The 24,882-nt window shown below is 64.7% G+C and carries 32 protein-coding genes and 1 tRNA gene; 15 read left to right on the top strand and 18 right to left on the bottom strand.

All coding sequences use genetic code 11. The features are described from left to right. Positions 1–87: 87 nt before the first annotated feature. The gene (locus AB7G19_RS18245) at positions 88–1,011 is read right to left on the bottom strand and encodes a division plane positioning ATPase MipZ (protein ID WP_063982760.1); all 924 of its coding nucleotides are present in this window, start codon (positions 1,009–1,011) and stop codon (positions 88–90) included. A gap of 280 nt (positions 1,012–1,291) precedes the next feature. Here AB7G19_RS18245 and panC point away from each other — a divergent pair, with 280 nt between their 5' ends. Continuing rightward, positions 1,292–2,143 carry a pantoate--beta-alanine ligase gene (gene panC, locus AB7G19_RS18240; protein ID WP_166342148.1) on the top strand — a complete coding sequence of 284 codons (852 nt, stop codon included), beginning with the start codon at positions 1,292–1,294 and terminating at the stop codon, positions 2,141–2,143. A 76-nt stretch (positions 2,144–2,219) separates the two neighbouring features. Further along, positions 2,220–2,969: a hypothetical protein gene (locus AB7G19_RS18235; protein ID WP_166342149.1), complete on the top strand. Its 750-nt coding sequence runs from the start codon at positions 2,220–2,222 to the stop codon at positions 2,967–2,969. A gap of 9 nt (positions 2,970–2,978) precedes the next feature. Here AB7G19_RS18235 and AB7G19_RS18230 read toward each other — a convergent pair whose 3' ends face one another. The 5 genes from AB7G19_RS18230 to AB7G19_RS18210 all read right to left on the bottom strand — a co-directional run bounded on the left by AB7G19_RS18230 (position 2,979) and on the right by AB7G19_RS18210 (position 6,123). Then, positions 2,979–3,419, bottom strand: coding sequence for a DUF1489 family protein (locus tag AB7G19_RS18230; RefSeq protein ID WP_028155001.1), 441 nt, complete (start codon positions 3,417–3,419; stop codon positions 2,979–2,981). 43 nt (positions 3,420–3,462) lie between these two features. Beyond that, entirely contained in the window at positions 3,463–4,449 is a 987-nt protein-coding gene (locus AB7G19_RS18225) for a hypothetical protein (protein WP_166342150.1), read from the bottom strand. Between the two features lie 156 nt (positions 4,450–4,605). Continuing rightward, positions 4,606–4,797 (bottom strand): hypothetical protein, encoded by a 192-nt coding sequence (locus tag AB7G19_RS18220; RefSeq protein WP_014494643.1) that lies wholly within the window; start codon positions 4,795–4,797, stop codon positions 4,606–4,608. Positions 4,798–5,002: 205 nt separating this feature from the next. Further along, positions 5,003–5,371, bottom strand: coding sequence for a YidB family protein (locus tag AB7G19_RS18215; protein WP_166342151.1), 369 nt, complete (start codon positions 5,369–5,371; stop codon positions 5,003–5,005). 89 nt (positions 5,372–5,460) lie between these two features. After that, positions 5,461–6,123: a glutathione S-transferase family protein gene (locus tag AB7G19_RS18210; protein WP_166342152.1), complete on the bottom strand. Its 663-nt coding sequence runs from the start codon at positions 6,121–6,123 to the stop codon at positions 5,461–5,463. 124 nt (positions 6,124–6,247) lie between these two features. On the opposite strand from AB7G19_RS18210, the gene AB7G19_RS18205 reads away from it, so the two are divergent. Beyond that, entirely contained in the window at positions 6,248–6,964 is a 717-nt protein-coding gene (locus AB7G19_RS18205) for a DUF599 domain-containing protein (RefSeq protein WP_208087317.1), read from the top strand. A gap of 174 nt (positions 6,965–7,138) precedes the next feature. On the opposite strand, the gene AB7G19_RS18200 is transcribed toward AB7G19_RS18205, so the two are convergent. Then, complete coding sequence (locus AB7G19_RS18200) at positions 7,139–7,333, bottom strand: hypothetical protein (protein ID WP_028150530.1); 195 nt, start codon at positions 7,331–7,333, stop codon at positions 7,139–7,141. Between the two features lie 147 nt (positions 7,334–7,480). Beyond that, positions 7,481–7,630 (bottom strand): hypothetical protein, encoded by a 150-nt coding sequence (locus AB7G19_RS18195; RefSeq protein WP_155257864.1) that lies wholly within the window; start codon positions 7,628–7,630, stop codon positions 7,481–7,483. Here AB7G19_RS18195 and AB7G19_RS18190 point away from each other — a divergent pair. Continuing rightward, positions 7,620–8,018, top strand: coding sequence for a hypothetical protein (locus AB7G19_RS18190; protein ID WP_135214881.1), 399 nt, complete (start codon positions 7,620–7,622; stop codon positions 8,016–8,018). The genes AB7G19_RS18195 and AB7G19_RS18190 overlap by 11 nt on opposite strands. Positions 8,019–8,271: 253 nt before the next feature. Here the strand turns inward: AB7G19_RS18190 and AB7G19_RS18185 are convergent, their stop codons facing one another. The 4 genes from AB7G19_RS18185 to mgtE all read right to left on the bottom strand — a co-directional run bounded on the left by AB7G19_RS18185 (position 8,272) and on the right by mgtE (position 12,247). Then, the gene (locus AB7G19_RS18185; protein WP_166342155.1) at positions 8,272–9,249 is read right to left on the bottom strand and encodes a hypothetical protein; all 978 of its coding nucleotides are present in this window, start codon (positions 9,247–9,249) and stop codon (positions 8,272–8,274) included. A 49-nt stretch (positions 9,250–9,298) separates the two neighbouring features. After that, positions 9,299–10,117 carry an aldo/keto reductase gene (locus AB7G19_RS18180; RefSeq protein WP_231142135.1) on the bottom strand — a complete coding sequence of 273 codons (819 nt, stop codon included), beginning with the start codon at positions 10,115–10,117 and terminating at the stop codon, positions 9,299–9,301. Positions 10,118–10,262: 145 nt separating this feature from the next. Then, positions 10,263–10,598, bottom strand: a complete 336-nt coding sequence (locus AB7G19_RS18175) for a helix-turn-helix domain-containing protein (protein ID WP_283016784.1) — start codon at positions 10,596–10,598, stop codon at positions 10,263–10,265. Between the two features lie 227 nt (positions 10,599–10,825). Then, on the bottom strand, positions 10,826–12,247 hold the full coding sequence (gene mgtE / locus AB7G19_RS18170; RefSeq protein WP_028150524.1) for a magnesium transporter: 1,422 nt from the start codon (positions 12,245–12,247) through the stop codon (positions 10,826–10,828). An 82-nt stretch (positions 12,248–12,329) separates the two neighbouring features. Here mgtE and AB7G19_RS18165 point away from each other — a divergent pair, with 82 nt between their 5' ends. Continuing rightward, positions 12,330–13,136 carry a polysaccharide deacetylase family protein gene (locus AB7G19_RS18165; RefSeq protein ID WP_283016785.1) on the top strand — a complete coding sequence of 269 codons (807 nt, stop codon included), beginning with the start codon at positions 12,330–12,332 and terminating at the stop codon, positions 13,134–13,136. Between the two features lie 161 nt (positions 13,137–13,297). Then, positions 13,298–14,611: a polysaccharide deacetylase family protein gene (locus AB7G19_RS18160; protein WP_283016786.1), complete on the top strand. Its 1,314-nt coding sequence runs from the start codon at positions 13,298–13,300 to the stop codon at positions 14,609–14,611. A gap of 3 nt (positions 14,612–14,614) precedes the next feature. On the opposite strand, the gene AB7G19_RS18155 is transcribed toward AB7G19_RS18160, so the two are convergent. Further along, complete coding sequence (locus AB7G19_RS18155; protein WP_014494631.1) at positions 14,615–14,989, bottom strand: hypothetical protein; 375 nt, start codon at positions 14,987–14,989, stop codon at positions 14,615–14,617. Between the two features lie 215 nt (positions 14,990–15,204). Between AB7G19_RS18155 and AB7G19_RS18150 the strand changes: the two genes are divergently transcribed. The 3 genes from AB7G19_RS18150 to AB7G19_RS18140 all read left to right on the top strand — a co-directional run bounded on the left by AB7G19_RS18150 (position 15,205) and on the right by AB7G19_RS18140 (position 17,084). Then, positions 15,205–15,462 carry a hypothetical protein gene (locus AB7G19_RS18150; RefSeq protein WP_174770120.1) on the top strand — a complete coding sequence of 86 codons (258 nt, stop codon included), beginning with the start codon at positions 15,205–15,207 and terminating at the stop codon, positions 15,460–15,462. A gap of 225 nt (positions 15,463–15,687) precedes the next feature. Further along, positions 15,688–16,902 (top strand): zinc metallochaperone GTPase ZigA, encoded by a 1,215-nt coding sequence (gene zigA / locus AB7G19_RS18145; protein WP_283016787.1) that lies wholly within the window; start codon positions 15,688–15,690, stop codon positions 16,900–16,902. Next, positions 16,899–17,084 carry a hypothetical protein gene (locus AB7G19_RS18140; RefSeq protein ID WP_071913000.1) on the top strand — a complete coding sequence of 62 codons (186 nt, stop codon included), beginning with the start codon at positions 16,899–16,901 and terminating at the stop codon, positions 17,082–17,084. Before zigA ends, AB7G19_RS18140 begins: the two co-directional genes overlap by 4 nt. A gap of 45 nt (positions 17,085–17,129) precedes the next feature. Here the strand turns inward: AB7G19_RS18140 and AB7G19_RS18135 are convergent, their stop codons facing one another. Next, entirely contained in the window at positions 17,130–18,305 is a 1,176-nt protein-coding gene (locus AB7G19_RS18135; RefSeq protein ID WP_354113673.1) for a lipase family protein, read from the bottom strand. A gap of 200 nt (positions 18,306–18,505) precedes the next feature. On the opposite strand from AB7G19_RS18135, the gene AB7G19_RS18130 reads away from it, so the two are divergent. The 3 genes from AB7G19_RS18130 (at position 18,506) to AB7G19_RS18120 (ending at position 20,588) form a co-directional block, all read left to right on the top strand. After that, positions 18,506–18,838, top strand: coding sequence for a hypothetical protein (locus tag AB7G19_RS18130; RefSeq protein ID WP_441268004.1), 333 nt, complete (start codon positions 18,506–18,508; stop codon positions 18,836–18,838). A gap of 249 nt (positions 18,839–19,087) precedes the next feature. Further along, positions 19,088–19,717 (top strand): DUF1326 domain-containing protein, encoded by a 630-nt coding sequence (locus AB7G19_RS18125; protein ID WP_063982744.1) that lies wholly within the window; start codon positions 19,088–19,090, stop codon positions 19,715–19,717. Between the two features lie 49 nt (positions 19,718–19,766). Continuing rightward, on the top strand, positions 19,767–20,588 hold the full coding sequence (locus tag AB7G19_RS18120; RefSeq protein WP_283016790.1) for a DUF2182 domain-containing protein: 822 nt from the start codon (positions 19,767–19,769) through the stop codon (positions 20,586–20,588). Between the two features lie 155 nt (positions 20,589–20,743). Here AB7G19_RS18120 and AB7G19_RS18115 read toward each other — a convergent pair. Continuing rightward, positions 20,744–20,828: transfer RNA gene (locus AB7G19_RS18115), tRNA-Leu, on the bottom strand. Between the two features lie 218 nt (positions 20,829–21,046). Beyond that, complete coding sequence (locus AB7G19_RS18110; RefSeq protein ID WP_015685538.1) at positions 21,047–21,289, bottom strand: FliM/FliN family flagellar motor switch protein; 243 nt, start codon at positions 21,287–21,289, stop codon at positions 21,047–21,049. Positions 21,290–21,371: 82 nt separating this feature from the next. Between AB7G19_RS18110 and lipB the strand changes: the two genes are divergently transcribed. Together lipB and AB7G19_RS18100 are read left to right on the top strand one after the other, a co-directional pair. Continuing rightward, positions 21,372–22,109, top strand: a complete 738-nt coding sequence (gene lipB / locus AB7G19_RS18105) for a lipoyl(octanoyl) transferase LipB (RefSeq protein ID WP_283016791.1) — start codon at positions 21,372–21,374, stop codon at positions 22,107–22,109. 199 nt (positions 22,110–22,308) lie between these two features. Then, positions 22,309–23,022 (top strand): DNA helicase, encoded by a 714-nt coding sequence (locus AB7G19_RS18100; RefSeq protein ID WP_283016792.1) that lies wholly within the window; start codon positions 22,309–22,311, stop codon positions 23,020–23,022. A gap of 45 nt (positions 23,023–23,067) precedes the next feature. Here AB7G19_RS18100 and AB7G19_RS18095 read toward each other — a convergent pair whose 3' ends face one another. Then, a complete protein-coding gene (locus AB7G19_RS18095) occupies positions 23,068–23,490 on the bottom strand; it encodes a tautomerase family protein (RefSeq protein ID WP_208070100.1) in 423 nt (140 codons plus the stop codon). Positions 23,491–23,603: 113 nt separating this feature from the next. On the opposite strand from AB7G19_RS18095, the gene AB7G19_RS18090 reads away from it, so the two are divergent. Then, positions 23,604–24,455: a LysR family transcriptional regulator gene (locus AB7G19_RS18090; RefSeq protein WP_354113674.1), complete on the top strand. Its 852-nt coding sequence runs from the start codon at positions 23,604–23,606 to the stop codon at positions 24,453–24,455. Here the strand turns inward: AB7G19_RS18090 and AB7G19_RS18085 are convergent. Next, on the bottom strand, positions 24,452–24,880 hold the full coding sequence (locus AB7G19_RS18085) for a hypothetical protein (protein ID WP_166342223.1): 429 nt from the start codon (positions 24,878–24,880) through the stop codon (positions 24,452–24,454). The two genes, AB7G19_RS18090 and AB7G19_RS18085, sit on opposite strands and share 4 nt — an antisense overlap. Positions 24,881–24,882: the final 2 nt, after the last annotated feature.

Genomic DNA, 24,882 nt, shown 5'->3' with positions numbered 1-24,882 from the left:
AACACAGGGTGAAACGGCCAAGCCCGCACTCAGTTCCGGCGGGAACCGGCAGCTTCAATCGGCTGGAAGTAGCGATATACCGCCGCCTCAGGCGCCGAGGATGTCGTGGACTTCGAGCGGCTTGTCGACCTGGCTGAACCACTCGGCGCGATTTGCCGCACGGCGGCGGCCGCGTTCGTCGAGCGGCAGCTTGAGCTGGCGGAGCAGACCCGTCACCTCTTCCCGCGCGGTGAGATGGCCAAGGTTGGGCCGCATGCCGAGCGTGGCCTCGTCGATCTCATCGAGCGCGGTCAGGCCGCGCGGAAAAAATTCGCGATAGACGACGCGCTCGGCAAAGCCGTCGACGTAGCGGAAGCCGAGCCGTAGCGACAAATCCTTGAGGCCCTCGGCGACGAGCTGCTTGTTGCGGGAGCCGAGCATCGACAGGCGGTTGCGCACGACGATCCAATCGGTGCTGGAGCCGTCGAGCTGGCGCCGCTTGCGCCTCACATCCCGCACCATCTCGGCATAGTGGCTCTCGCCCGTCACTGCGTAGTTGGCGGGATCGACGGTGCCGAGCACGTCGAAATCGAGGAAGCTGTCGTTGATCGGCGTGACCAGCGTGTCGGCCATCGAGTGCGCCAAGCGCATCAGATAGCTGTCGGTGCCCGGCGTATCGATGACGATGAAGTCGAAATTGCTCTCGACCGCCGAGACCGCCTCCATGAACTGCTGGAACTCGGAATTCTCGTTCTCGGCGATCTGCATGGTCTCGCCGAGCTTGATGCAGCGATGCACCGGCAGCTCGAGGCCGAGGCCGGTGCGGCGCGCCCAGGCGGAACGGTTGCCGATGTAGCGGGTAAAGCTCTGCTGACGGCAGTCGAGGTCGATGGTGGCGACGCGCTGGCCGGCCTTCAGCAGCGCGACCGCGATGTGCAGGGCGGTGGTCGACTTGCCGGAGCCGCCTTTTTCGTTGCCGAGCACGACGACATGCGCCGAGCCGGATTGGCCTTGGCTAGCCTGCACAAGCATAGCGATCCTCAACACCCCTGATGAATATCTTCGAGTTGGCCGCGTCTGCGGTCAAGTGAAATGCGTGACAGTAAATGCAAATCGCAGCGCGCCGTGTTCGAAATGAATCACGGCACCATCTCTCGCTTGTGATTCAGCCATGTCGCGACATCGTGCGCGGCCTCGCGCGGGATGCTGTGCCGCATCCGAATGCATGGCGTCCACGATCGGCGCTTGTTAAGGTTAGCCGGCCGGGCGCCGGGACGCGCCCGCTTCCCATTCCCAACCCTGTCGAGTCCTGATGTCACGAAGCCCCTTGATCGCCCGCACGGTCCCCGCCTTGCGACGCGCCGTCGACAATCTTCGCAAGCGAAAGGCCACGATCGCGCTGGTCCCGACCATGGGGGCCCTCCATGACGGGCATGTGTCGCTGGTGCGCCTCGCCAAGCGGCGCGCGAGTCGCGTCGTGGTGTCGATCTTCGTCAACCCGACCCAGTTCGCCCCGACCGAGGACTTTGGTGCCTATCCGCGGACCTGGAAGTCCGATCTCGCCAAGCTCGCCGCCGAGGACGTCGACATCGTCTGGCACCCCGGCGCCGAGGCGATGTATCCGGAAGGCTTTGCGACCCGCATCGTGCCGGAGGGGCCGGCGCTGGCCGGCCTCGAGGACCGCTTCAGGCCGCACTTCTTCGGCGGCGTCGCCACCGTCGTCGGCAAGTTGTTCACGCAGTGCCGGCCGGATGTCGCGATCTTCGGCGAGAAGGACTTTCAGCAGTTGCGGGTGGTGACGCAGATGGCGCGCGACCTCGACCTCGGCGTCAAGGTGACCGGCTCCCGCACGGTCCGCGAGCGCGACGGGCTCGCGATGTCTTCGCGCAACGTCTATCTCTCGCCGGAGGAGCGGCAGACCGCGACCACGCTTTACCGCGCCATGAAGGACAGCGCCGGGCACATCCGCGCCGGCGAAGCGATCGCATCCGCGATGGCGCGCGGCGCCGGGACGATCACGGCGGCCGGCTTCGCGCTCGACTATTTCGAGGCCCGCCATGCCGAGACGCTCGCGCCGGTCACCTCGCGCAAGGACGGCCCGTTGCGGATCCTGGTGGCGGCCAAGCTCGGCACGACCCGGCTGATCGACAATATCGCGGTGTAACCGCCAGGGTCGATCTTGCGCGTTCCCTCGCCCAGATGGATGATCGGCGCGAGGAAACGAGCCGGCTGGCAGGGGCATGTCATTCATCCGCACGATGATCGTGAACGGCGTGCTGGCGCTTGTCGCCGCGACTGGCGCCCAGGCACAACAGCGCCCGCCGATCGGCCTGTACGGCTCGCCGCCGGATGCGATGATCTTCTACGTCGCCCATGGCCCCGCCGGGGCCTGCGGACCGGGCTGCTCCGACTGGATCGCCGCCGAGGGCACGGTGCAATGGGACAGCTACAAGCGGCTGATCGCGATTCTCGATCGCCAGGCGGGACACAAGCTGCCGCTCGTCATCCATAGCTGGGGCGGCTCCAACCTCAATGTTGCGGTCAGCATGGGCCGCATCCTGCGAGACCGCGGCCTGGATGCCACCGCCGGCGCGACCGAGGTCGGGGCCTGCGCCGCCAAGCCGGAGGCGGATTGTTTTGCGCTGAAGCGCCCGGGCGGGCCGCTCGATGCCAAGGTGTCCTTGCCGGATCCGGCGTGCGATTTCGCGTGCGTCCTCATGCTCGCCGGCGGGGTGCATCGCAGCCTCCCGCAAGGTGCGGCGGTGGTGCTGGCCGGCCGCTCCATCCGCAATCGCCGCGCGCCCAACGTGGCGCCCGAACAACGCGAGAGCCTGACGACGATCTTTGGCGAGCAGTATCGCAAGTACCTGCTCGAGATGGGCGTCGAGCCCGAACTGGTCGACATCATCGACGCCATCGGCGAAGGCGGACGTCCGATCGTGATGCCGTCCTCCGACTGGGCGCGGCTGCACATCGTCACGCCGCCATGAGCGGCCGCGTCAGAGCAGTCCGAGATCGCGCAGCTCGCGTCGCATCGGCTCCGGCATCGCCGCGATCGAGCCGGCGGCCGACTTGCCGAGATCGGGCGGCACGGAATCGTCGCTGAGGTAGCGCCAGCCCTGGAACGGCCGCATCGGCCGCGGCGATACCGAGATCACCTTCGGCTGCATCACGATCCGGCAACGGCCGATGCCGTCCTTGTCGCGGAACGGCTCGATGCCGATGATCTTTTCACGCGCGGCGATCTCGCCCTTGATCACCCAGTAGAGCGATCCGCCCGCCAGGATCTCGGCGTCGCGCTTGGGCACCATGCGGGTGATGTGGATGTGATGTTGCGGCAGACCCTTCTTCTTGGCGGTCTGCATCCGTTCGGCGACCCACCCCTTCAATTCCTTGACGGAGTCGCAGCCGACGGCGAGCTTGATCAGATGTAGCGGCATGCGCCCAGCATTAGCCGGGCAGCCACGCATTTGGAATGCCGAACTATTCGTTATCCGCAGCCGCAGGAGCCGGGGCCGGCGGAGCGAGCGGAACCGGTGCTGCGGCCGGCGCACGCGCGGCCTTCGGCGCCGGCGGCTTCTTCGCAGCCGGCGCCGCAGGAGCAGCAGCCTGCGCCGAGGTCGGAGCGGACGCGCGCGGCGCCGAGGCTGCGCCTCCGGCGGGCGCCGCCTGTCGCACCGCCGCCGTGGGCGGCTCCGGATTCATGATGCTCACCGGCGGCGTCGATGACGCGCTCGGGAACTCCGCATTGGTCGGCCTCCCCGTCGGCATCGATGGCGGCATCCCGGCAAGCGCCGCGGTGGCCGGCATCGCCGGGGCCGTTGCGGGTGCGTTCCAGCCCGGCGAATAGCGTGCAACCAGCGTGTCGTAGAGATGGGAATCCATGTTGGCGGCGACCCGCTGCTGATCGGTCAGCGAGCGGAAGGCGGGGCAGTCGAACTGCGTGCAGCCGTCGCGCGCAACCAGCACCTGCGCGACGAGGCCGTAGCGATCGCGCTCCAGCGCCTTGCGCAGCACCTTCATGTCCAGCGTCAGGCTCTTCTCGGCGGTCGCGGCATCGCCGAGCGCGGTGAGCCGGTCGATCCGTGCGGCGGTGTAGGAGACGGCCGCAGCCGCCGCGTCAGGCGAGCCGAACAGCGCCTTCTCGCAACCAATCGCCACGGCATTGCCGGCGAGATCGTCGAGACAGGACAGCGCCGGCAGGCTGGCGACGACCGCGCTCTGCGCGCGCGCCTCGCCGGGCGGCGCCTCCTCCGCCGGACCATAGACGCGCACGGTGGCAGCCACGGCGATGGCAATGGAAAGCAGCGTGATGACGGTCAGCGCGCCGTTGGCAACCGACCTTTCGGCGCGCACCAGCGTAATCAGGAGAATCAGGCCGAGGAGGCCGGCGGCTACCAGGATCATCCACATCGGAAAGGCCTGTGGGCGCGAGATTTGGTCGAACGAAGTGGCCCATGCCCAGTTCATGCGCGACGTCCCTCACGCGAGCAAAGAGCGAATGGTCAAAGCGAGCCCCCGCGAGTCGGCAACTGCCCCCGGTTCACCATGTCGAGGCGAAGGGGGCCTTTTGACGGCGAGCGAAGCGAATTCCTTCGCGATGTCAACGCGCGGCACCGTCATCCGTCAGGATTGGGCGAGCTGGCTTTCCTTGGCGACGCGCTCGAACGCTTCAGTCGAACTCTTGATGCGGTACTGGCAGTCGTCGCCATCCGTCGGCAGCAGGCGGATGATCTCGTATGAGCCACTCGCAGCCGGGCGCGCGACGTTGCTGGCAGTGAACAGTACGCGCGTTCCCACGGGGAATTTATGCTTCAACGCCCATCTCCATGACTCAAACAGCGCCGGCTGTGCCCAGGGTCCCACTGCGACGGACCGGCTGAAAACCCGGCGTGACATATAGCACGCAATGCGGCGTTTTGGCCAGCGGTATACAGGCATGACAAATAGGCCGATCCGGCAGTATTTTCAGGACGATAGTGCGGGAACTGGTGGGTGGAGGATACCGCTGGAACCGGCTCCCTCAGGCGGTGTGGGGCAGATGCCCCTCCGGGCTTGCCTGGTCCACGGCCTTGGGCAGTTCCTGGGCCAGAATCTGGCCGAGCTGGTCGACCGGGATGTTGTAGCGCGCCGCAAGCTGCCGAACCGTGTCGCTGCCGAGCACCGCGCGGAGCTGGTCGGCCGAGATCGGCAGGTTCTGGCCATTACCGAGCCAGGATTTGACCTGGTCACCGAAGCCGGACTGCTGGAGCTTCGCGACGATTGCGCTGAGGCCGCCCTGATTGTTGCTGCCGAGCACCTCGTTCAACACCGCCGGCAGGACCGCGGCGCCGAGCTGGCCGAGCGCGCTGCGAAGCGCGGGGTTGTTTTCCAGCGAGTCCAGAATTCCCATACCCCTGCCCTCTCCCAAGCGGTCCTTCCACCGCGATTGAGCGCCGCCAGCCTGCACATCGTCAAGCGGCGCCCGATCACATTCGCGGGTTAGACGTTCTCGAATTTCTCGATGACGAGCGTTTCGGCGATTCCGTCGCGGGTCCATTCCTGGAACGCCGGCAACGCCATCATCGTGTCCATGTAGGCCCTGGTCTCCGGCGTGACCTCGATCGCGTAGGTGCGGAAACGGTGCACGACCGGGGCGTACATCGCATCCGCCGCACCGAAGCGGCCGAACAGGAACGGTCCCTTGGCACCGTAGCGCGCCCGGCACTCCCGCCAGATCTCCTGCACGCGGGCGACGTTGGCCTTGGCGTCCGCCGACAGCGTCACGGCGCCCACGGGGCGGTGCAGGTTCATGCCGCATTCGTTGCGCAAGGCCATGAAGCCGGAATGCATCTCGGCGCACACCGAACGGGCGTGCGCGCGGGCGGCGACATCGTCGGGCCACAGCTTCGCTTCCGGATAGCGCTCGGCGACGTACTCGATGATGCTGAGCGAATCCCACACCGTGATGTCGCCGTCGACCAGCACCGGCACCTTGCCGGCGCGGCTGAAGGACAGGATCTGATCCTTGTCTGCGGGATTATCCGTGTAAAGCGGAATGACGGTCTCGACGAACGGGATGTCATTGGCGCGCAGTGCAAGCCATGGCCGCATCGACCATGACGAGTAGTTCTTGTTTCCGATCGCGAGCTTGAGCGCTGCCATGTCGCTGGTCCTTCCCTAGGTCCTTTGGATGCGGCTGCTTTTAGCGCCATCGCCTGCTGCCAATCAATCGTTGCCGCACCCGGCCGCGCGTGGCAATCGTTGCGATCTTCGCGAGGAGTGAGACATGGGCAGGCATTGGGTCGACATCACCGCGGTCGGCTTCTTCATCATCGAATGGCTGGTCTATGCCCTGACGCTGGAGCACTCGGCCTATGGCCGCGACAGCCTGTCGGCGCGCATGAACCGCTATCGCGAGGTCTGGGTCCGCCGCCTGCTCGACCGCGACACCCGCATGGTCGACATGCAGATCATGGCCTCGCTCCAGAACGGCACCGCCTTCTTCGCTTCCACCAGCCTGTTCGCACTCGGCGGCGCGCTGGCATTGCTGCATGCCACCAACGACGCCATCACGATCCTGAGCAAGCTGCCGATCGACCTCAGCACCTCGCCCGCAATGTGGGAGCTGAAATGCGTCGGCCTCGTGCTGATCTGCGTCTACGCCTTCTTCAAATTCGCCTGGGCCTATCGCCTGTTCAACTATGTCGCGATCCTGTTCGGCGGCATGCCGCCGGCTGACCGGCGCGACACGCCCGAGGCCGAGGCCCACGTCATCCGCACCTCGCGCCTGTTCGAATCCGCCGGCCGCCACTTCAACCGCGGCCAGCGCGCCTTCTTCTTCGCACTCGGCTACCTCGGCTGGTTCGTCAGCCCCTGGGTGCTGTTCGTGACCACGGCGGCGGTGGTGATCGTGACCTGGCGAAGGCAGTTCGCGTCGAGCGCATGGGCGGCGATGGCGCCGGAGGAGATGGATGGTACGGAGACGCGGAAGCGCGGCTATTGAGGCATCTGCTGCGCGCGTGGCACGCGTTCTCCACATCGTCACTGCGAGCGCAGCGAAGCACTCCCGAATCTTTTCACGGTGACAGTCTGGATTGCTTCGCTACGTTCGCAATGACGACACGACTGGCGCCGTCATCCCAAGACGCGAGGCTTGCCCACTCGGCGATATCCCGGCTTACTTCCTGCGCATCGTCCCGGACCGGCAATCGAATCTGGCCACAGGCCGATCCATCTGCCAGAGCTCCACGTCGCGACCGTCGACGAGCCGCTCCGCGGAGCTGATCGCGGCTTCGTCGTCGATGCAATCCATGTGGATCATTCTGATGGGACGATCGTGTAGTCCCACGATCAACGCACGGTAAGCGGACATTTTTGTCTCCAGGCAAGGCGCGATAGCAAGCGCGGGCCGGAAGAATGGCGCTGAAGGCATTTGAATGCGATGGGGAGTGCATCGTCTGTTTATAAGCGCGACATAAGTTTCCGGCAGCGCGGGGCCGAGGCCGGTCCTATGCCGATCCTATGCAACCGCGATCGCGCCAATCTCGAAATCATACAGCATCCAGCACCATATCCGCTCCGTCGCGCAAGCTCGCGCGGCGTAGCGAACTGGTGAAATGATGTCGAATTCAGGGGTCAGCGACAGGATCATCGATCCGATGATGGCCATCGCGAACTGCTCGACGCGGCAGCGCATCGTCGTGGTCGGCGCGAAGAGCATGGAATTGGTGATTGAGCTGCATCGTCGCGGATATCTGCTGGCGGCTGCTGCAGGGAATTGCGGCCGGCCGGCAGGTCAATATGAAGTCGCGCTCGTGGATTGGCGGCGACGCACGCTTCACGCACTCGATGCGACAGTGGATTGGCTCGACGATTTCCTGAGCCCCCGCGCCGTGCTGGTGATCTGGCTCGACGCGCAGAAGGCAGCTGCGAAAGACACTCTTCGTGCCGCAGTAACGAAGCGCGGCTTCGTCGTCCTGCAAGGCGCCGAGCATCCATGTGGCAGCGTGCTTCTGGCGCGGCGCTCGGAGGCCATCCCCCTTCGGCAGGCCGCGTGAACATCCGCCCGAACTCATGGATTTGATCCGATGCCAAAATCGAAAATTCGACGTGCCGTCATTCGCGAGTGGATGGCGCTCGCGCCGGCGCAGCGAGGCTCCGCCGAGCAGGCCGGCGCGTTTGCACGGCGCACCATCGAAAGACATAGCTTGCCACGCAGCCGGAGAACGCCGCAGGCCGTGATCATGGCATGGCTGAAGCCGCGAACCGGGAGGCCTTAGCTCGCAGGATGGACAGAGTGGAGCGAGCCGCCTACCCTCCGCCAAAATCCCGCGGCGAGAACGGCAGGTCCAAGATCTTCCATTCGCCGTACTTGTCGGCCGGCAGCATCTTGTAGGGCTGGCAGGCCAGGAGCGCTGCGGTCGCGGATTTCACGATGGCCACGCCCTTCGCGGATGGCGGAGCTTCGATCAGGATCGGCGGGCGGGCCAGTGTGCCGTCGGTGGCGAACACCGTGCGCAGCTTGATGTTGACGTTGTCGGTCGGGTCGACCCCGGCCGGCAGCTTGGCGCAGCTCTTCAGGTGGCGACGCAGCGCGGCGATGACCTCGGATGGCAGCTTGGCTGCGATTGAATCCTTGGCATCGCCGCCATCGTCCTTCGGGGCGTCTTTCGGCAGCTCCGGCGGCAATTCCGGCGGCAGGCCCAGCATGACGCCGTACTTGACCGTCACGTCAGGCTCCGGCGCCTGATAGGCCGGCGGCGCGGCCTGTGGCTGCTGCATCGCTTGTGGCGGCGGCTGTTGCGACGGCGGCTGCGGCATCGCCTGGGGCGGCGGTTGTTGCTGGGGTTGCGGAGGCGGCTGTTGCGACGGCTGCGGCTGCACATTGGCCTCCCGCTGCTTCGGTGCCTGTGAGGGTTGCGGCTGCGGCTGTTTCTGCTGCGGTTCAGGCGAGGCCTGCGGTGACGGCGATGGCGCCGCGGCCTGCTGCTGGGTCGCAGGCTTCGGCGCGGCCTCCGCCTTGTCCTTGTCGCTGAAATCCAGCTTCGGCAGTTTCAGGTCCGGCAGCGGCTCCGGCGGCTTCTCCTTCGCCTGCTCCTGAGCCTTCTCCTCGGCCTTGGCCTCCTCCTCCTTCACCTGCTCCGGCGTGACGATGTCCACCGAAACAGTCTCGGGCACCGCGGCGTGAAACGGATGGACTTCGCTGATCAGGATAATCAGCGCCACCAGCGTCAGATGCGCGACCGCCGACGCTGCAATGTCCGTCCGTATGATCTTCCGTAGTTCCATCGATCGATCTTGGGTTGCCACGCCGGTCCTAGCATACAGCGGCCCCCTCTCAATCCCATTTTGGCGCGAAGCCGAAATCGGTCAGGCGGCCCTTGGGATTTGCCAGCGCGGCGATCTGGGCCATCTCGTCGTCCGAGAGCTCGAAATCGAAAATATCGATGTTTTCCGACAGACGTTCGACGCGCGAGGTGCGCGGGATCGCAGCGACATTCTGTTGCACCAGCCAGCGCAGGCAGATTTGTGCCGGCGTCTTGCGATGCGCGCGCCCGAGCCCGGCGAGCGTCTGGTCGGCCTTGACGCGCCCCCTGGCGATCGGGCTGTAGGCGACCAGTGCGAGGCCATGCTGGTCGCAGGTTGCCCTCACCTTCGTCTGGTCGAGATAAGGATGATATTCGACCTGGTTGCAGACGAGTGGCTCCGGCGACAGCGCCACCGCCTGCTCGGTCAGCGCCACGGTGAAATTGGAAACGCCGATGTGGCGGGTCAGGCCCATGCGCTTGGCATGCGACAGCGCACCCAGTGTCTCCTCCAGCGGCACGTGCGAATTGGGCCAGTGCAGCAACAGGAGATCGACGGAGGAGAGCCGCATCCGGGCGAGGCTCTCCTTGACCGAGCGTTCGAGATCATGGGGCGCGAAATGGTTGGTCCAGACCTTTGTCGTGAGGAAGATGTCGTCGCGGCGCACGCCTGAGCCGCGCAGGCCGTCGCCGACCTCGCGCTCATTGTCGTAGACCTGCGCAGTGTCGATGTGGCGATAGCCGAGCCGCAGCGCCTGCTCGACCACGCGGCCGCAAGCGCGCCCGCCCAGCTCCCAGGTCCCGAGCCCGATCGCCGGTATCCTTGCGCCATTGGCCTCGACGAACAGCATGAGGAATCCTCTCTGTTGCGATCGCCTCAAAACATCATCCGGGCGCCATTATGGACCCGGCCCGTGACACTGCCAACGGACGACGCCGGCGCCGGGCCGGATATTCAGGGCAATGCTAACGGGAGGTTCGCGCCCGGCCTTGACGTCAGGCTTTGGCGAGCGCCTGGAACACGGTGTCCGGCGCATGCGCGATCACGGCGAGCAGCGCGCGGGCGGGCCCCCTCGGAGCGCGCTTGCCCTGCTCCCAGTTGCGGATCGTCTCGACGGGAACGCCGAGCTTGGCGGCGAACTCCATCTGGGTGAGGCAGGCGCGACGGCGCAGAGCGCGCACCGCGAGCGAGCTGGCATCATCGCCAGGGGCGGCATTGGCCGCCGCCTGGACCGGCAACGGCTGGACCGCAAACGACTGGACCGGAAGCTCCTGCCCATCCCGCAACTCGACGACGCGTCCGTCCGCCTTCAGCCGCAACCGCATGTCCATTCCCCCAAGCACGGGCAATGATGCGGCAGGTCGCTTAAGTTCGGATTAAAGATGATGGTGGGCGAAGACGGTCTCGTGCCCCGGACGCAGCGCAGCGCGCAGCGGTGCGCTGCTGAGCCGGGGCCCATTTCGCCACCACCTGCCGTGCTGCTTTCTGGGTCCCGGTTCTGCGCAGCAACGCGAAGGGCGTTGCAGCGCGCCGGGGACACGCGAGGGCATAGCGCGCCTTACCTCAACCCGAACCACAGCGTCGCGATGCCGAGGAAGGAGAAGAAGCCGACGACGTCGGTCACCGTCGTGACGAACGTGCCTGACGCGACCGCCGGATCGGCCCTGACACGTTCGAGCGCCATCGGGATCAGGATGCCGCCGAGCGCGCCGGCGACGAGGTTGCAGATGATCGCAAGCCCGATGACGATGCCGAGGCCCGGGATCTTGAACCAGGCCACCGCCGCGATGCCCGTGATCAAGGCGAAGGCAAGGCCGTTCACGAGCCCGACCAGGCCTTCGCGCATCACTACCCGCCAAGCGTTGGAGGAGCCGAGCTCGCGCGTCGCAAGCGCGCGCACCGCGACCGTCATGGTCTGGGTCGCGGCATTGCCGCCCTGGCTCGCGACGATCGGCGCCAGCACGGCGAGCGCGACCATCTTCTCGAGCTGCCCCTCGAACAGGCCGAGCACGGAGGATGCAAGAAAGGCGGTGGCGAGATTGACCAGCAGCCAGTTGAACCGCGCCCGCGCAATGGTGAACACGGTATCGGAGAGCTCTTCGTCGCTGTTGACGCCGCCGAGCGCCTTGAGGTCTTCGTCCGCCTCCTCCTCGATCACGTCCACGACGTCGTCGACGGTGATGACGCCAACGAGGCGATCCTGGGTGTCGAGCACCGGTGCCGCGACGAGATTGTACTTGCCGAACATGCGCGCCACCTCCTCCTGGTCCTCCAGGACGGAGACGCGGCGACGATCCTCGTCGGTCAGCTCGGCAAGCGCCACCGGGCGGCGAGCGCGGAGCAGGACGTCGAGCGAGACCGCACCCTGCCAATGCTGGTCCTTGTCCACGACGTAGATCTCGTAGAAGCGGTCGGGCAGATCCGGCGTCTCGCGCATGTAGTCGATCGCCTGGCCGACGGTGAAATCCTGCGGCACCGCAATGAACTCGGTCTGCATCCGGCGGCCGGCGGAATTTTCGGGATAAAGCAGGCTGCGCTCGAGCGCGACGCGCTCCTGCAACGGCAGCTTCTCGAGGATTTCCTCCTGCTCCGCCTCGTCCAGCGTTTCCAGCAGCTCGACCGCGTCATCGGATTCGAGCTCGCGGACGCCTTCCGCGACGGTCTCCGGCGGCAGCTCCTCGAGGATCTCCTCGCGCACGCCCTCGTCGAGCTCGTTCAGTGCCGAGAAGTCGAAGTCGCGCCCGGTCAGCTCGACCAGGCGAACGCGGTGGTCGGGCGCGAGAGCTCCGATCAGATCGCCGAGATCGGCCTCGTGCAGCTCGGCGACGCAGGCGCGCAGCGCGGCGCTGTCGCCGGCCTCGATCGCATGGGCAATCTCCTCGACGAATTCATGACGAATTTCGCCGTCTTCATTGCGCATCGGAACGTGGTCGAGTACCGAGGCCTCGGCGGATGGGGCACCGTCCATATGTTCATCCATGGCGCGCCTCGCCGTTTGACAGGTTGGAACGAGTGGTCTGAGCTGACGGTCAGGCAATACCCACAAGCGAACTGCGAGCGCAATGGCAAAGATGCTTCGGCTGAAATGGATGTCGATCTCGGTGGGCGCGGTCTTCGCGGGCCTCGCCGGCATCGCCGCTTCGGAGGCCGCGGACTGCCCGCGCAAGGACGCGCTCGGCACCTCGCGCGTTCTGAGCGTCGACGCCAAGACCACGCCGCGCGTCGGCCTGAAGAGCTTTCCGCAGACGCTGCCGCTCGCCGATCACGAGGTCGTGCTGACCTTCGACGATGGCCCGCATCCGCCGACGACGTCGAAGGTGCTGGCGGCGCTGGCGCAGGAATGCGTGCGCGCGACCTTCTTCCTGATTGGCCTGCACGCCTCCGAACATCCTGACATGGTCAAGCGCATCGCGCGCGAGGGCCACACCATCGGCCACCACACCTGGTCGCACCCGTTCATGGCGCGGATCCCGTTCGAGAAGGCGAAGAGCGAGATCGACCGCGGCATCGCAGCCGACGAGACGGCGCTCAAAGGCGCGTCGACGACGACGCCCTCGACGCCGTTCTTCCGCTTCCCCTATTTCGAGGGGACGCCAGCGCAGCTCGACCTGCTCCAGTCACGCGGCATCGTCGTGTTCGGGGCCGACCTCTGGGCCAGCGACTGGAACGAGATGACGCCGGAGCAGGAATTGAAGCTCGTCACCGAGCGCCTCGCCGCCGCCGGCAAGGGCATCATCCTCTTCCACGACCCCAAGGCACGCACGGCCGCGATCATGCCGGCCTTCCTGCGATACCTCAGGGACAACGGTTATCGGGTCGTTCACGTCGTGCCGGCGGGCACATCACAGAAGAGCGCCGATGCGCATTGATGCCGTAATGTCACGGCGGTGCAAAATGGGGTGATTTGGGCCCTATTAACAGTCTGTTCATGCTACGGCATGCAAGGATGTAGAGGGTATTGCGCCTGAACCGTTTCTGGGCGTCTCCGACCAATTGAGGCGGCAGTCGCGTAAGGAGGCAGACGAGGTTCATGATCGGAAGTAGCGTTGTTGTTCGGACGCGATCGTGGATCGTCCTGTGTCTGGGGCTGTTGGTCGTCGGTTCACCGGCGGCCCTTGCGGCGGACTGTCCCGGCCATCCGGATGCACTCGGGACCTCCCGCACCCTCGTGGTCGATCCGCGCGAGCATCCGCGCATCGGCACCATGCAGTACCGCGAAACGCTGCCGCTGAAAGACCATGAAGTCGTTCTGACCTTCGACGACGGTCCGCTGCCGAAATATTCGAACCAGATCCTCAAGATGCTCGACGACGAGTGCATCAAGGCGACCTTCTTCATCATCGGCGAGCAGGCCAAGGCGAACCCGGAAGGCGTGCGCAAGCTGATTGCCGCGGGCCACACTGTCGGCACGCACAGCATGAACCATCCGCTGACGTTCGACCGGATGCCGCTCGACAAGGCCGAGGCGCAGATCAACGGCGGCATCGAGTGGACCTCGGCCGCGATGACCGATTCGTCCAAGCTCGCGCCGTTCTTCCGCATTCCCGGCCTGATGCGCGCCGAAGGCGTCGAAAACCTCCTGATCTCGCGCGGCATCCAGGTCTGGAGCGCCGACTTCCCCGCCGACGACTGGCGCCATGTGTCGTCCGACCGCGTCTATCAGCTCGCGATCCAGCGGCTGGAAGCCAAGGGCAAGGGCATCCTGCTGCTGCACGACATCCAGCCCCGTACGGTGGCGGCGCTGCCGAAGATCATCCGCGACCTCAAGGCGCGCGGCTATCGCATCGTGCATGTGGTGCCCGCGACCGCCGACCGGCCGGCAACGCCGACCACGCCGGTGGAATGGCTGCTGCATCCACCGACCGAGACCGTGCCGATCGCCCGCTGGCCGTCCGTGCCGAACTTCGTGTTCGCGCAGACCAAGACACTGCCGGCGCCCTCGCTTGCCGACCTCAACGCGCAGACCGAGCATCAGCCGCTGCTGCCGCGCAAGACCATGGCGCTGGCGAATGTCGCAGCCACCCTGCCCGTGCCCGACCGCGATCTCTTTGCCATCCCCGAGGGCTCGGTCGAGGTCCTGCTGTCGACGACCTTGTCGCGGCGCGCCGCGATGCGGCTGGCAATGGCGGCCGAGACGCCCCATGCGGCCAAGGGCAAGGCCGGCAAGTCGCGCGGACATCGGACCGCACATACGGCGCCGGCCGGAGCGAAGCACACCGCGCAGGCTACGGGCACCGCCCCCAAGAGCATTGCCCCCAAGAGCACGGCGCCCAAGGGCGCCACACCGCGGAGTTCCGCGACGCATCCGACCCGCGTCGCCAGCCTGAAGAAGCGCGCGCAGTAAGCTCTACTGGCGCATGATGTTGGCGACACAGAGCAGCACGATCAGCGCCAGGAAGAACAGGTCCATATAGGACTTGAGCTCGCCGTCGCGGCGCAGCCGGGCAACGTCGGCCACGACCTGCTTGCGCGCGTTCGTTGCGCCCGAACCGTCATTGATCGGAGCCTGCAGGCGCTTGGTCTCCGCCTCGAGCTTCTCGATCTTCTGGAAGAAATAGAACGCACGCAGCGTCGAGGCCGCGCGCATGCCGGCATAGACCAGCACGAGGATCGCGAGGATCGCCCGGTTCTGGTATTTCTCCATGAAATTCAGGCTGAAATAGACCATCGCCATGAAGGCGAAGTTCGTCACGAAGCGGTAGACGAAGCTAAGAAAGACCATGCTGGCTCCAGCCCTGAGCGGTGCGACCCGTCTACGTCATCTTTATTTCGACAAAGATTCGATCGCCGGCCGCCTTTTAGCCACGCGCGTTCATAATGCAAGCGAGAGTACCGGGGCCTGCGTGTTCCACGTAAGCGCGAGGTTGCCAGCTGCGCGATGGAGATTCGCCGGAAGCTACGGTACATTGGCACAGCCACCGCATGTGGGGTCTGCCGATGCCGAAGAAGGGAATCACGGGCCACGACGACTGGGTGCTGACCGAGGCCCTGGCGACTGCGCTCGTCGCGCTGGAGCAGCTCGAACCAAAACACCAGCCGAGCGCGCATATGGACGACATCCGCAAGATGCTGGCGAACGGCAAGGAGCCGTCGGCGGTGAGCCTGCACCTCGCCCAGGCCAAATGCCGCCTGTTTCCGGACACGGATCCGCTCGAGATCTACCGCGAATACGGGATTGGCGACGAATACGGCTAAGTCCGTCGCGCCGGTCCTTCGAGCGCGCTGCTGCCTAGGGCTGAGCGGCAGCCGATCGTTACAACGATCATCCACCTCAATGTTCGCGTGAATTTCAGCTGAGCTGCAAAACGGCTTGACGTCGGCGTCGCCAACGAATGTAATGTTATAACATTACATATTCGGTCCCAATGCCCCTCCCCACGCGTCACCGCCCTATCCCCTTGAAAAGGCTCTTCGATCTCCATGCAAAAACTCCCCGTCACCGTCTTGTCCGGCTTCCTCGGGGCTGGAAAGACCACTTTGCTGAACCACGTCCTGAACAACCGGCACGGCCTGAAGGTGGCCGTGATCGTCAACGACATGAGCGAGGTGAACATCGATGCGGATCTGGTTCGCGATGGCGATGCGAACCTGTCCCGGACTGACGAGAAGCTCGTCGAGATGACGAATGGCTGCATCTGCTGCACACTGCGAGACGACCTCCTGAAGGAGGTGCGCGCCCTCGCAGAAAATGGCCGCTTCGATTACCTCTTGATCGAATCCACCGGCATCTCCGAACCGCTGCCGGTTGCGGCGACCTTCGATTTCCGTTCCGAAGACGGCGAAAGCCTCTCCGATGTGGCGCGTCTCGACACCATGGTCACCGTGGTCGACGCCGTGAACCTGCTCAAAGACTATTCGTCGACGGATTTTCTCGATCAGCGCGGCGAAGCGCTGGCGAACGACAAGCGCACGCTCGTCGATCTCCTCGTCGAGCAGATCGAATTTGCCGACGTGATCGTTCTCAACAAGGTCGACGATGCCTCGCCAGCGCAGCGCGAGGCGGCCAGGAAAATCATCCGCGCGCTCAATCCGGACGCGGATCTGATCGAAGCCAACCACAGCCGGGTCGCCTTCGATCGCATTCTCGACACCGGCCGGTTCGACTTCGAGCGGGCGCAGCAGCATCCGCTCTGGTTCAAAGAGCTCTACGGCTTTGCCGATCACGTGCCGGAGACCGAGGAATACGGCGTGACGAACTTCGTCTATCGCGCGCGCCGGCCGTTCGATCCCGAAAAGTTCGACAAGTTCGTCAGGCAGCCCTGGCCCGGCGTCATTCGCGCCAAGGGACATTTCTGGCTGGCGACGCGCCCGCAATGGCTTGGCGAGATCAGCCAGGCTGGCACGATCACGCGCACGCAGGCGCTTGGCTTCTGGTGGGCGGCCGTACCCGCGGAACGATGGCCGGATGATCCGTCCTGGCGGAAGCAGCTGCGTGCGAACTGGAACGACATCTATGGCGATCGCCGCCAGGAAATCGTGTTCATCGGCACCAGTATGGATGAAGGTTCGCTCCGCGCCCGTCTGGATGCCTGCCTCGTCCCGGGAAAGCCGGCGATGAACGTCACGGAATGGGCGAAGCTCGCAGACCCCTTCCCGGTCTGGCGCCGCGCGGACGAAGCCGCGGAACGCAAATGACCAACGTCGTTCGATTGGTTCCGAAATCCGAGCTCGAGCGGCAGCGCCTCATCCGTGAGGCGCGTGCGATCTACGACAGCATATTCCCGCCGGTCACTTTGACCGGCGGACAAGCTGATGATCGCTTGGACCAACGAGCACCGCGCGAGGCAGTCGCCGAAATCCAGCCAAAACAGCGATAAGGATGAAGGTGGTGCGCTCGGAGGGCGCACGCAGTCCTTCCCGGCTCAGCCGCCATATTGCTGCTTCATGTATTTCAGGTAGTTGCCGAGGTGGTGCTGCCAGAAATAGTCCAGCTTCTGGCATCCCGGCGTCCCATCGGTCGGGTTGCCGCCCGGGTTGGCAAAGAGCGGCAGCAGCGCGCCGGCGTCAGCATAGTTCAGCGAGGCCTGAATCTGGTCGAGGATCTGTTGGATCAAATCCGAGATCGTTGATCCCGTGATCGGTGCGGCGGTTGCCGCGCCGAGATCGGCGGCGGTCAAATGGATCGTCTCGGATATCAGTCTCCGAGAAAGACTCTCGACCCGCTGCTTGAGCCGCCTCACCGCATCGTCGCGAACGCGATTGACTGCGCTCTCACCGTCGGTGACCACGCTGCCGAGCGCGATCATTGCTTCAGGATTGAGACTGCCGCCGAACCCACGCAGCGGATTTGGCGTGTTGAGGTCTGATATCCACTCCAGGGCAAACGGTGCCTGCGGCACCCAGTCCTGCGTCGACGTCGCGGCCCAACCGTATCCGTCGACGGCGGCAAGCCGCGCGTAATCGTATGCGTAATGGTCGTTGCCGGCCTTGGCAGGCGCGAAGGTATAGGTCTTGTAGGCCGGCCCCTTAAAGACATCCGTCGAGTGCCGGACCAGCGAGGTCAGCAGCGTGGCGATCGAGGCACCTTGGCTGTGCCCGGTGATGTAGACGTCGTTGCCCTGCTCCGCGAGCAGCCCCAAGGTCACGAACAACGGGCTATCGGTGGTGAACAGCATGAGCAGCAAACTCAGAGCGAAGCCCGAATGCACACCGGCTTTCACCGCACTGTCACCCTCATCGCGGGCAAGATAGAACGGCAGCGAGATCGGACCGAGCTTCACGTCAAAGCGCGCGTTGATCAGCGGGAACAGCAAGTCGGCCAACACGCTGGCCGCACTTGCGACCGTGCCGCGCACCGCGATCGCGTATTGGGTGGTGTCACTCTGGTTCTGCCAGACCTGCCAGTAATTATCCAATAGCGTGGCACTCGTCGGGGTGAGGTCCTTGCGGATCGCCCAATTTGAGCTTGGATCGGGCACGGAGGGCACGCCGCAGGTTGCCACCGCTTCGGTCAGCGATGGCGTGCCGGCGTAGGCACGCTGCGCCATCTCAAGCAGAAGTTGCGCCTCCGCGAATTGGAATCCCGACTTGAGCGTCATGCTGCCCTCCTTGCAAAGGTGCTCGACTCCAGCCGCCCGTGTTCGGACCCGGAAGCCAGCGACCGATATTTCGTGTCTCTCGGAGTTCATCAATTATAAGATGTGATAGCATAGAAGCGCAATAAGAAGGTGTCGATCGACCAGCGCCCCTGGCAGGCTACGTCCAGGAACAATTGCGTGAGCAGGGAGGATCCCGCGGGGTGGCCGGTGTTCCAGGCTTTGCCCGCTCCAACTCATTCCAACCGGACGCGCACTGTTCTATCGAAAGCGACATGAGGCATCTGCGGATTGATCGGCCACAGGTTTCGATGATCACGCCGGAGGAAGTCTATAATTTCAGTTTCGACACAATCGATTGGGGACCGCCGCCGCGCCAGGCTGCCGTGGTCAATCTCGGCAAATCAGATGGGCTGAAGAGATTCGCTCAGACGCATCTCGTCCGATGCAGCCACTTTCGTCTGATGTTCTATGATCAGATCATCGACTTGATCTGCGAGGGCATTTCGGCAGAAACAGGCCCCTACCCCGGCTAAAGCGGCGCGATCCGCCGTTTGGTGCGCTCGGAGGGCGGTCGCATTTATTGAAGTTTCAATGGCTTGCGGAAATGGGCAAAGAGTTCAGGTGGATCTCCAGCTGATAGGTGCTCTTTCCCGTGGATTGACCGAACCTCACAATAGCTTGCGGGACTTCAGCTTGCGGGACTTCGCCACGCAGCGTAACTTTCAACTCCACGTAGCTTATTCGAAAGTAATCTGACGGGTTCGGCCTAGCGGGAGATGGCGATGGCAGATGTCCCATGGCACCTTTCCGGCGACTACTTCGAGAATTGCAGTTGCAGCATCGTGTGTCCCTGCCTCGTGTCGGCGGCTCCCCCGCTGACCGCGCGACCGACCGAGGGCTTCTGTAACGTACCGCTGATCTTCCACGTCGAGAGCGGCCGCTATGGCAACATCGAGCTCGATGGACTCAATGTCCTGGTTATCCTCCACGCGCCGGGGATCATGGCGGACGGAGATTGGTCGGTGGCCGCCTATATCGACCAGCGCGCCAACGATGAGCAGACCGAGGCTCTAGCTGCGATCTTCACCGGCGCCGCCGGTGGTCCGATGGCCGCGTTCACACCGCTGATCAGCAAGAACCTGGGGGTTCGCAAGGTCCCGATCACATTCCGAATCGAGGGCAAGACGCGGTCCGCGGAAATCCCTGATATTCTGCACATGTCCGTCGACCCGTTGCCGACCATGCATCCGAGCGGGGAAATGTGGGCCAACATCGGCCATCCAGTCAGCCCCGACAGGATGGTCATGGCGGTCGGCGCCGCCGGTAATACGTTCAGCGATCATGGCATGCGCTGGGACAATTCCGGCAAGAACGGCCTCTATGCGCCGATCCGCTGGTCGAACCAGGCGTGATGCAACTCCTGACCCGGCCTTGCGAGAAGGCCGGCAACACTTATCGCAAATGACCGACGGCCCCCTGGAAACCGTGCTGCGGCGCGATCGCTGGATCGTCGGCGGCGCGATCGGGATCATTGTCGCACTGGCATGGGCCTATGTGCTCTGGCTCGCCAAGGACATGGACATGGGCGGCATGGACATGACCGGGTTCCGCATGATCCCGGCCGGGATCGGAATCATGTTGCCGGCGAGCGAGCCATGGCGAGCGATCGAGTTCGCGTATGTGTTGCTGATGTGGGTGGTGATGATGGTCGGGATGATGGCACCCTCGGCAGCACCCATGATCCTCATGTACGCCCGCGTGGGTCGACAGGGGAAAGCGCAGGGCAAGCCGTTCGCTGCGACCGGCTGGTTTGCGGCCGGTTATCTCCTCGCCTGGGGCGGCTTTTCGCTGGCAGCAACCCTACTCCAATGGGCGATCGAGCGGGCGGTCCTGCTGGATTCCCGGATGACGATCGCCAGCAATCTGCTCAGTGCAATCGTGCTGATCGCGGCGGGAGTCTATCAATGGACACCGCTCAAGGACGTCTGTCTCGCCCAATGCCAGTCGCCATTTCTGTTCCTGATGCGCCACGGCGGCTTTCGCGGCGACCTGCGAGGCTGCCTGCTGCTGGGGCTGCGGCACGGAGGCTATTGTGTCGGCTGCTGCTGGGTCTTGATGGCGCTTTTGTTCGTAGGCGGGGTGATGAACGTGCTTTGGATTGCGCTTTTGGCCCTGCTCGTCCTGTTGGAGAAACTTACGCCGATCGGACGATGGATCGCGCGCGCCGCCGGCATTGCGTGTGCGGCCGCCGGCGTCTGGCTACTGGTGTCGTTGCCGCGGTGATGAGCAACCTGCGTGATGTTCAGTACGCGTGCCCTGTTGCAAACGGCGATCACGCCGAGCCGCCAGCCTTACACTCGAACCGTCAGGCGGGGACGGCCGAACGGCGAAGACCTGGGCTGCCTGAGCCGGTCTCTCCATCGATCGGCTTTCGAGGTTGGTGCGCTCGGAGGGACTCGAACCCCCACGATTTTACTCACTGCCACCTCAAGGCAGCGCGTCTACCAATTCCGCCACGAGCGCTTTGGGGATGCCGGCTTAGGGCTTGAGGCCTGCCGGATCAACGGCGCCGATCTAACAAATCCATCAGAGGGGTACAAGCCTGCAAAGGCCCAGAATTCCACAAGCTTGGCAGGAAAAATCCGGACCCCTGCCCGGATCGGCCCTATCGAGGGCCCCGGCCCTGCCGGCTACCCCGGGCCGCTCCCGCGTGCCCGGGCCGTTACCGCGTGCCCGGGCCGCTATCGCGTGCCCGTCGTGCGCGGCAGCATCTGCTTGACCTCGACCGCGATCCGGTTGCGGTCGACCAGCACGACGCCGGAGGCGACCGGCAGATTGTTGGCGAGAACCTTGACCTCGTCGGCCTCGGTTGCGTCCAGTTCGATGATGGCGCCGCGGGAAAGACGTAATACTTGATGGATCGGCATGGTGGTCGTCCCGAGGACGACCATGAGATCCACGGTGACTTTATCGAGAGTGGGCACTGTCAGGACCGCCGCAACTTGGGACTTAAGCCAAAGGACTTGGCATTTGCTCCCCAGATGATCACCACGTTATGGTTAGCCAATGGTTAATTCGCCTCAAAACCCCCGCCAAGACCTCGATTTAACGTCGTTTTCCGCCTCCACCGGCGAGCCCGTGGAGTGGCGAATCTCGGACGCGCCGGTGCCCTATCCGGAGGCCGTGGCCGCCATGGAGGCGCGAGTCGCTCAGATCGCCGCCGGCGAGGCGCCCGAGCTGGTCTGGCTGCTCGAGCACCCCCCGCTCTACACCTCCGGCACCTCGGGCAAGGAAACCGACCTGCTCGATCCCCGCTTCCCGACCTTTGCCACTGGGCGCGGCGGGCAGCTGACCTATCACGGGCCCGGCCAGCGGGTGGCCTATGTCATGCTCGACCTCAAGCGGCGCAGGCCGGACGTCCGGGCCTATGTCGCGAGCCTGGAGGAATTGATCCTGCGGACGCTCGCCGCCTTCAACATCCGCGGCGAGCGGCGCGAGGACCGGGTCGGCGTCTGGGTGAAGCGCCCGGACAAGGGGCCCGAGCACGAGGACAAGATCGCGGCGATCGGCGTGCGGCTGAAGCGCTGGGTCTCGTTCCACGGCATCGCCATCAATGTCGAGCCGGAGCTGTCGCATTTCGCCGGCATCGTGCCCTGCGGCGTCGCCGACCCCCGCTACGGCGTCACCTCGCTGGTCGATCTCGGCCAGCTCGTGACCATGGCCGATGTCGACGTGGCGCTGCGCCAGGCGTTCGAGGAGCTGTTCGGACCAACCCGCGCGCTGGTGGCGGAAGCGGCCGTCTAACTTTTCCTGTTCGAGCCTGACCGGCGCATATTCTCCGCTTGTGGTGGAATCGGCTATGCTCGTTTCAGGTGCCGCCCACGCCTCCCCCCTCCGCCGGGAAAGCAGACATCATGCCGGGCGAATGATCGTCGGACCGACTGTTCGAGCGCCAGGCATAAGGAGGGATTGCGCTTTCTGCTCGCAATGGGAGGTTTTGACGATGAGACTCTCTGCGCCGATCTATCATCTGAAGCGACGAGCCAAGCGCCTGTCGCGCGAGGAAGGCATTCCGCTCCACGACGCGCTTGACCGCATCGCTGCGACGGAAGGGTTTTCCGCCTGGAGCATGCTCGCGGCAAAGGCCGCCGCACTGACGCCCGCCGATCGCCTGTTCCCGCAATTCCGCCCGGGTGATCTGGTGCTGGTGGGCGCGCGCCCCGGCCAGGGCAAGACGCTGATGAGCCTCGAATTGGCCGTCGAGGCCATGAAGTCGGGCCATCGCGCGGCGTTCTTCTCGCTCGAGTACACGCAGAATGATGTGCTGGATCGCCTGCGGGCGATCGGTGTGGCGCCGGCGCAGTTCGACAAACTGTTTGAGGTTGACTGCTCCGACGCCATCAGCGCCGACTACGTCGTCAAGCAGATGGCCGCGGCGCCTCGTGGCACGGTCGTGGTGATCGACTATCTGCAACTGCTCGACCAGAGGCGGGAAAATCCTGATCTCGCTGTTCAGGTGCGCGCACTGAAATCCTTCGCGCGCGATGCGGGGCTGATCGTCGTCTTCATCTCGCAGATCGATCGATCATATGATCCGTCGGTCAAGCCGTGCCCAGACCTCGACGATATCAGGCTGCCGAACCCGCTGGACCTCAAGCTGTTCGACAAGACGTGCTTCATCAACAACGCTGAAGTCCAGTTCCGAGCGGCGAGCTGACGGCTTCAGGCCGCGGGTGAGATTCTTCACCCGCGGCCAGCTACCTTACGCCGCCTGCAACGCAACTTCGAGCTTGCCGGCAATGTAGCGCCGCTCCTGGGTCAGGCCGCCAAAGCCGTAGGCGTCGCCCTTGACCTCGTCGACATGCAGGTAGGTCTCATGATGCAGCGGGCCCAAAATCTCGGCCATGCGCTTGAACATCGCGGCGAGATAGGCCGCCTTCTCGTCCTTGGTGTTGGTGCCTTCGCTGACATGGATGTCGATCCAGTAGCTCGCAAGCTTCTGTTCGGCGAGCGACTTGCCGCCGGCGAACCAGTCGCCTGCGTCGACCGATTTCACGATGATGGCGGTCACCCTGGGATCCTTGTGCAGGATCTTTGCGGTCAGCTCGGACACGGCGTTGGCGATATCGGCCTTCAGCGACGGCGACTGGCGGGAGGTGGTGTAGGACACGGTGATCAGGGGCATGGTGGTTCTCCTCAAGATGCTGCGCGGAGTTTGCGCGGCGTTGGTGAGAAGCTAGACCTTGCCCCGTCATTTTGGTATCTTATCTCTGTTGATACCAGTGATAACCATTCATAATGACAGCAACGCTCGACATCGCCACCATCAAGGCCTTCCTGCTGGTCGCCGACCTCCAGAGTTTTACGCGCGCCGCCGAAGCACTCGGCACGACGCAGGCCGCCGTCAGCCTGAAGCTTCAGCGGCTCGAGACATTGCTGGGAAAGCGCCTCGTCGAGCGCTCGCCGCGCGCGGTCCGGCTCACCGCCGACGGCGCCGCGTTCCTCGATCGCGCCCGCGCGCTGATGGAGGCGCATGACCGTGCACTGTCGGGCGAAACATCGACTGCGCAGTCGCTCTCGCTTGGCATCTCCGACCATGCCGCGGGCCCCGAGCTGGTGCCGCTGCTCGAACGCCTGCACGCGATGTCCTCAAGTCTCACCCTCGCCGTCACCATCGGCTTCTCACGCGAGATGCAGGACGCTTACGACGCAGGTCAGCTCGATGCCGTGATCGTCCGCCAGGAAGGCAGTCGCCGCGGCGGCGAGAAGCTGGCCGAAGACGAGTTCGGCTGGTTCGCCGCACGGCGCTTCACCCTGCCGAAGGGTGAGCCGCTGCCGCTCGCAACCCTCGCCCCGCCCTGCGGCGTCCGCGCCATCGCCGTGCGCGCGCTCGACAAGGCCGGCCTCGCCTGGCGCGAACGCTTTGTCGGCGGCGGCGTTACGGCGGTGGTCGCGGCCGCGCTTGCCGGCCTTGCGATTGCGCCGCTCGCGCGCCGGATCGCGCCTCCCGGGCTGGTCGACATCGGCCCCGCGCACAAGCTGCCGAAGCTCGGCAGGTCGAAGGTAATGCTGCATTCGAAGGTCAGCGATCCCGCCAAGCTCGCCGCGCTGCGTGCGGTGGCGGCGACGTTTCGGAGCGTGGCAGCCTAGCGCTCAGGCTGCCCCTCCTCGCCCGCATACTTGCCCGCGGCGAACCAATAGGCGATTCCCGCGAGAGCTCCGGCCAGTACAAAGAGCAGCCCCAACGGATGGTTGGCCCCAACGGTGATCCGCCAAATGAATGCACCGATCGCCGCACCGGCAGGAACGTAGAACAACACAGAGCGAATGCGGAGCGCTTCCCCGAACAAGATCACGAGTGCGGCCGGCATCCCACTAAGCAGGCAGACCAGGATCAAGATCAGCGGCAAGACAAACAAGACCAAGGTGATGATACCGCCGAGGTTCTCCTCAAGACCCCGGTACGGCAGGGACAGGATCATCGCGATGACCGGCAATGCCGCCAATGTCGTCGCTGCCGTCAAGCATCCCCGAAACCAACCGTTCACCACGCGCGGGCAGGTCTCGCAAGACATGA

Source organism: Bradyrhizobium sp. 215_C5_N1_1, assembly GCF_052075935.1.
Classification (GTDB): domain Bacteria; phylum Pseudomonadota; class Alphaproteobacteria; order Rhizobiales; family Xanthobacteraceae; genus Bradyrhizobium; species Bradyrhizobium barranii.
Note: the sequence above shows the minus strand (reverse complement) of the source record. Positions and strands in the feature narration are given on the sequence as shown.

Bases quoted from the DNA above. Each gene is read 5' to 3' on its own strand.
- AB7G19_RS18245 (WP_063982760.1), bottom strand. From the start codon at position 1,011: ATGCTTGTGCAGGCTAGCCAAGGCCAATCCGGCTCGGCGCATGTCGTC.
- panC (WP_166342148.1), top strand. From the start codon at position 1,292: ATGTCACGAAGCCCCTTGATCGCCCGCACGGTCCCCGCCTTGCGACGC.
- AB7G19_RS18235 (WP_166342149.1), top strand. From the start codon at position 2,220: ATGTCATTCATCCGCACGATGATCGTGAACGGCGTGCTGGCGCTTGTC.
- AB7G19_RS18230 (WP_028155001.1), bottom strand. From the start codon at position 3,419: ATGCCGCTACATCTGATCAAGCTCGCCGTCGGCTGCGACTCCGTCAAG.
- AB7G19_RS18225 (WP_166342150.1), bottom strand. From the start codon at position 4,449: ATGAACTGGGCATGGGCCACTTCGTTCGACCAAATCTCGCGCCCACAG.
- AB7G19_RS18215 (WP_166342151.1), bottom strand. From the start codon at position 5,371: ATGGGAATTCTGGACTCGCTGGAAAACAACCCCGCGCTTCGCAGCGCG.
- AB7G19_RS18210 (WP_166342152.1), bottom strand. From the start codon at position 6,123: ATGGCAGCGCTCAAGCTCGCGATCGGAAACAAGAACTACTCGTCATGG.
- AB7G19_RS18205 (WP_208087317.1), top strand. From the start codon at position 6,248: ATGGGCAGGCATTGGGTCGACATCACCGCGGTCGGCTTCTTCATCATC.
- AB7G19_RS18200 (WP_028150530.1), bottom strand. From the start codon at position 7,333: ATGTCCGCTTACCGTGCGTTGATCGTGGGACTACACGATCGTCCCATC.
- AB7G19_RS18190 (WP_135214881.1), top strand. From the start codon at position 7,620: ATGATGGCCATCGCGAACTGCTCGACGCGGCAGCGCATCGTCGTGGTC.
- AB7G19_RS18195 (WP_155257864.1), bottom strand. From the start codon at position 7,630: ATGGCCATCATCGGATCGATGATCCTGTCGCTGACCCCTGAATTCGAC.
- AB7G19_RS18185 (WP_166342155.1), bottom strand. From the start codon at position 9,249: ATGGAACTACGGAAGATCATACGGACGGACATTGCAGCGTCGGCGGTC.
- AB7G19_RS18180 (WP_231142135.1), bottom strand. From the start codon at position 10,117: ATGCTGTTCGTCGAGGCCAATGGCGCAAGGATACCGGCGATCGGGCTC.
- AB7G19_RS18175 (WP_283016784.1), bottom strand. From the start codon at position 10,598: ATGGACATGCGGTTGCGGCTGAAGGCGGACGGACGCGTCGTCGAGTTG.
- mgtE (WP_028150524.1), bottom strand. From the start codon at position 12,247: ATGGATGAACATATGGACGGTGCCCCATCCGCCGAGGCCTCGGTACTC.
- AB7G19_RS18165 (WP_283016785.1), top strand. From the start codon at position 12,330: ATGGCAAAGATGCTTCGGCTGAAATGGATGTCGATCTCGGTGGGCGCG.
- AB7G19_RS18160 (WP_283016786.1), top strand. From the start codon at position 13,298: ATGATCGGAAGTAGCGTTGTTGTTCGGACGCGATCGTGGATCGTCCTG.
- AB7G19_RS18155 (WP_014494631.1), bottom strand. From the start codon at position 14,989: ATGGTCTTTCTTAGCTTCGTCTACCGCTTCGTGACGAACTTCGCCTTC.
- AB7G19_RS18150 (WP_174770120.1), top strand. From the start codon at position 15,205: ATGCCGAAGAAGGGAATCACGGGCCACGACGACTGGGTGCTGACCGAG.
- zigA (WP_283016787.1), top strand. From the start codon at position 15,688: ATGCAAAAACTCCCCGTCACCGTCTTGTCCGGCTTCCTCGGGGCTGGA.
- AB7G19_RS18140 (WP_071913000.1), top strand. From the start codon at position 16,899: ATGACCAACGTCGTTCGATTGGTTCCGAAATCCGAGCTCGAGCGGCAG.
- AB7G19_RS18135 (WP_354113673.1), bottom strand. From the start codon at position 18,305: ATGACGCTCAAGTCGGGATTCCAATTCGCGGAGGCGCAACTTCTGCTT.
- AB7G19_RS18125 (WP_063982744.1), top strand. From the start codon at position 19,088: ATGGCAGATGTCCCATGGCACCTTTCCGGCGACTACTTCGAGAATTGC.
- AB7G19_RS18120 (WP_283016790.1), top strand. From the start codon at position 19,767: ATGACCGACGGCCCCCTGGAAACCGTGCTGCGGCGCGATCGCTGGATC.
- lipB (WP_283016791.1), top strand. From the start codon at position 21,372: ATGGTTAATTCGCCTCAAAACCCCCGCCAAGACCTCGATTTAACGTCG.
- AB7G19_RS18100 (WP_283016792.1), top strand. From the start codon at position 22,309: ATGAGACTCTCTGCGCCGATCTATCATCTGAAGCGACGAGCCAAGCGC.
- AB7G19_RS18095 (WP_208070100.1), bottom strand. From the start codon at position 23,490: ATGCCCCTGATCACCGTGTCCTACACCACCTCCCGCCAGTCGCCGTCG.
- AB7G19_RS18090 (WP_354113674.1), top strand. From the start codon at position 23,604: ATGACAGCAACGCTCGACATCGCCACCATCAAGGCCTTCCTGCTGGTC.
- AB7G19_RS18085 (WP_166342223.1), bottom strand. From the start codon at position 24,880: ATGTCTTGCGAGACCTGCCCGCGCGTGGTGAACGGTTGGTTTCGGGGA.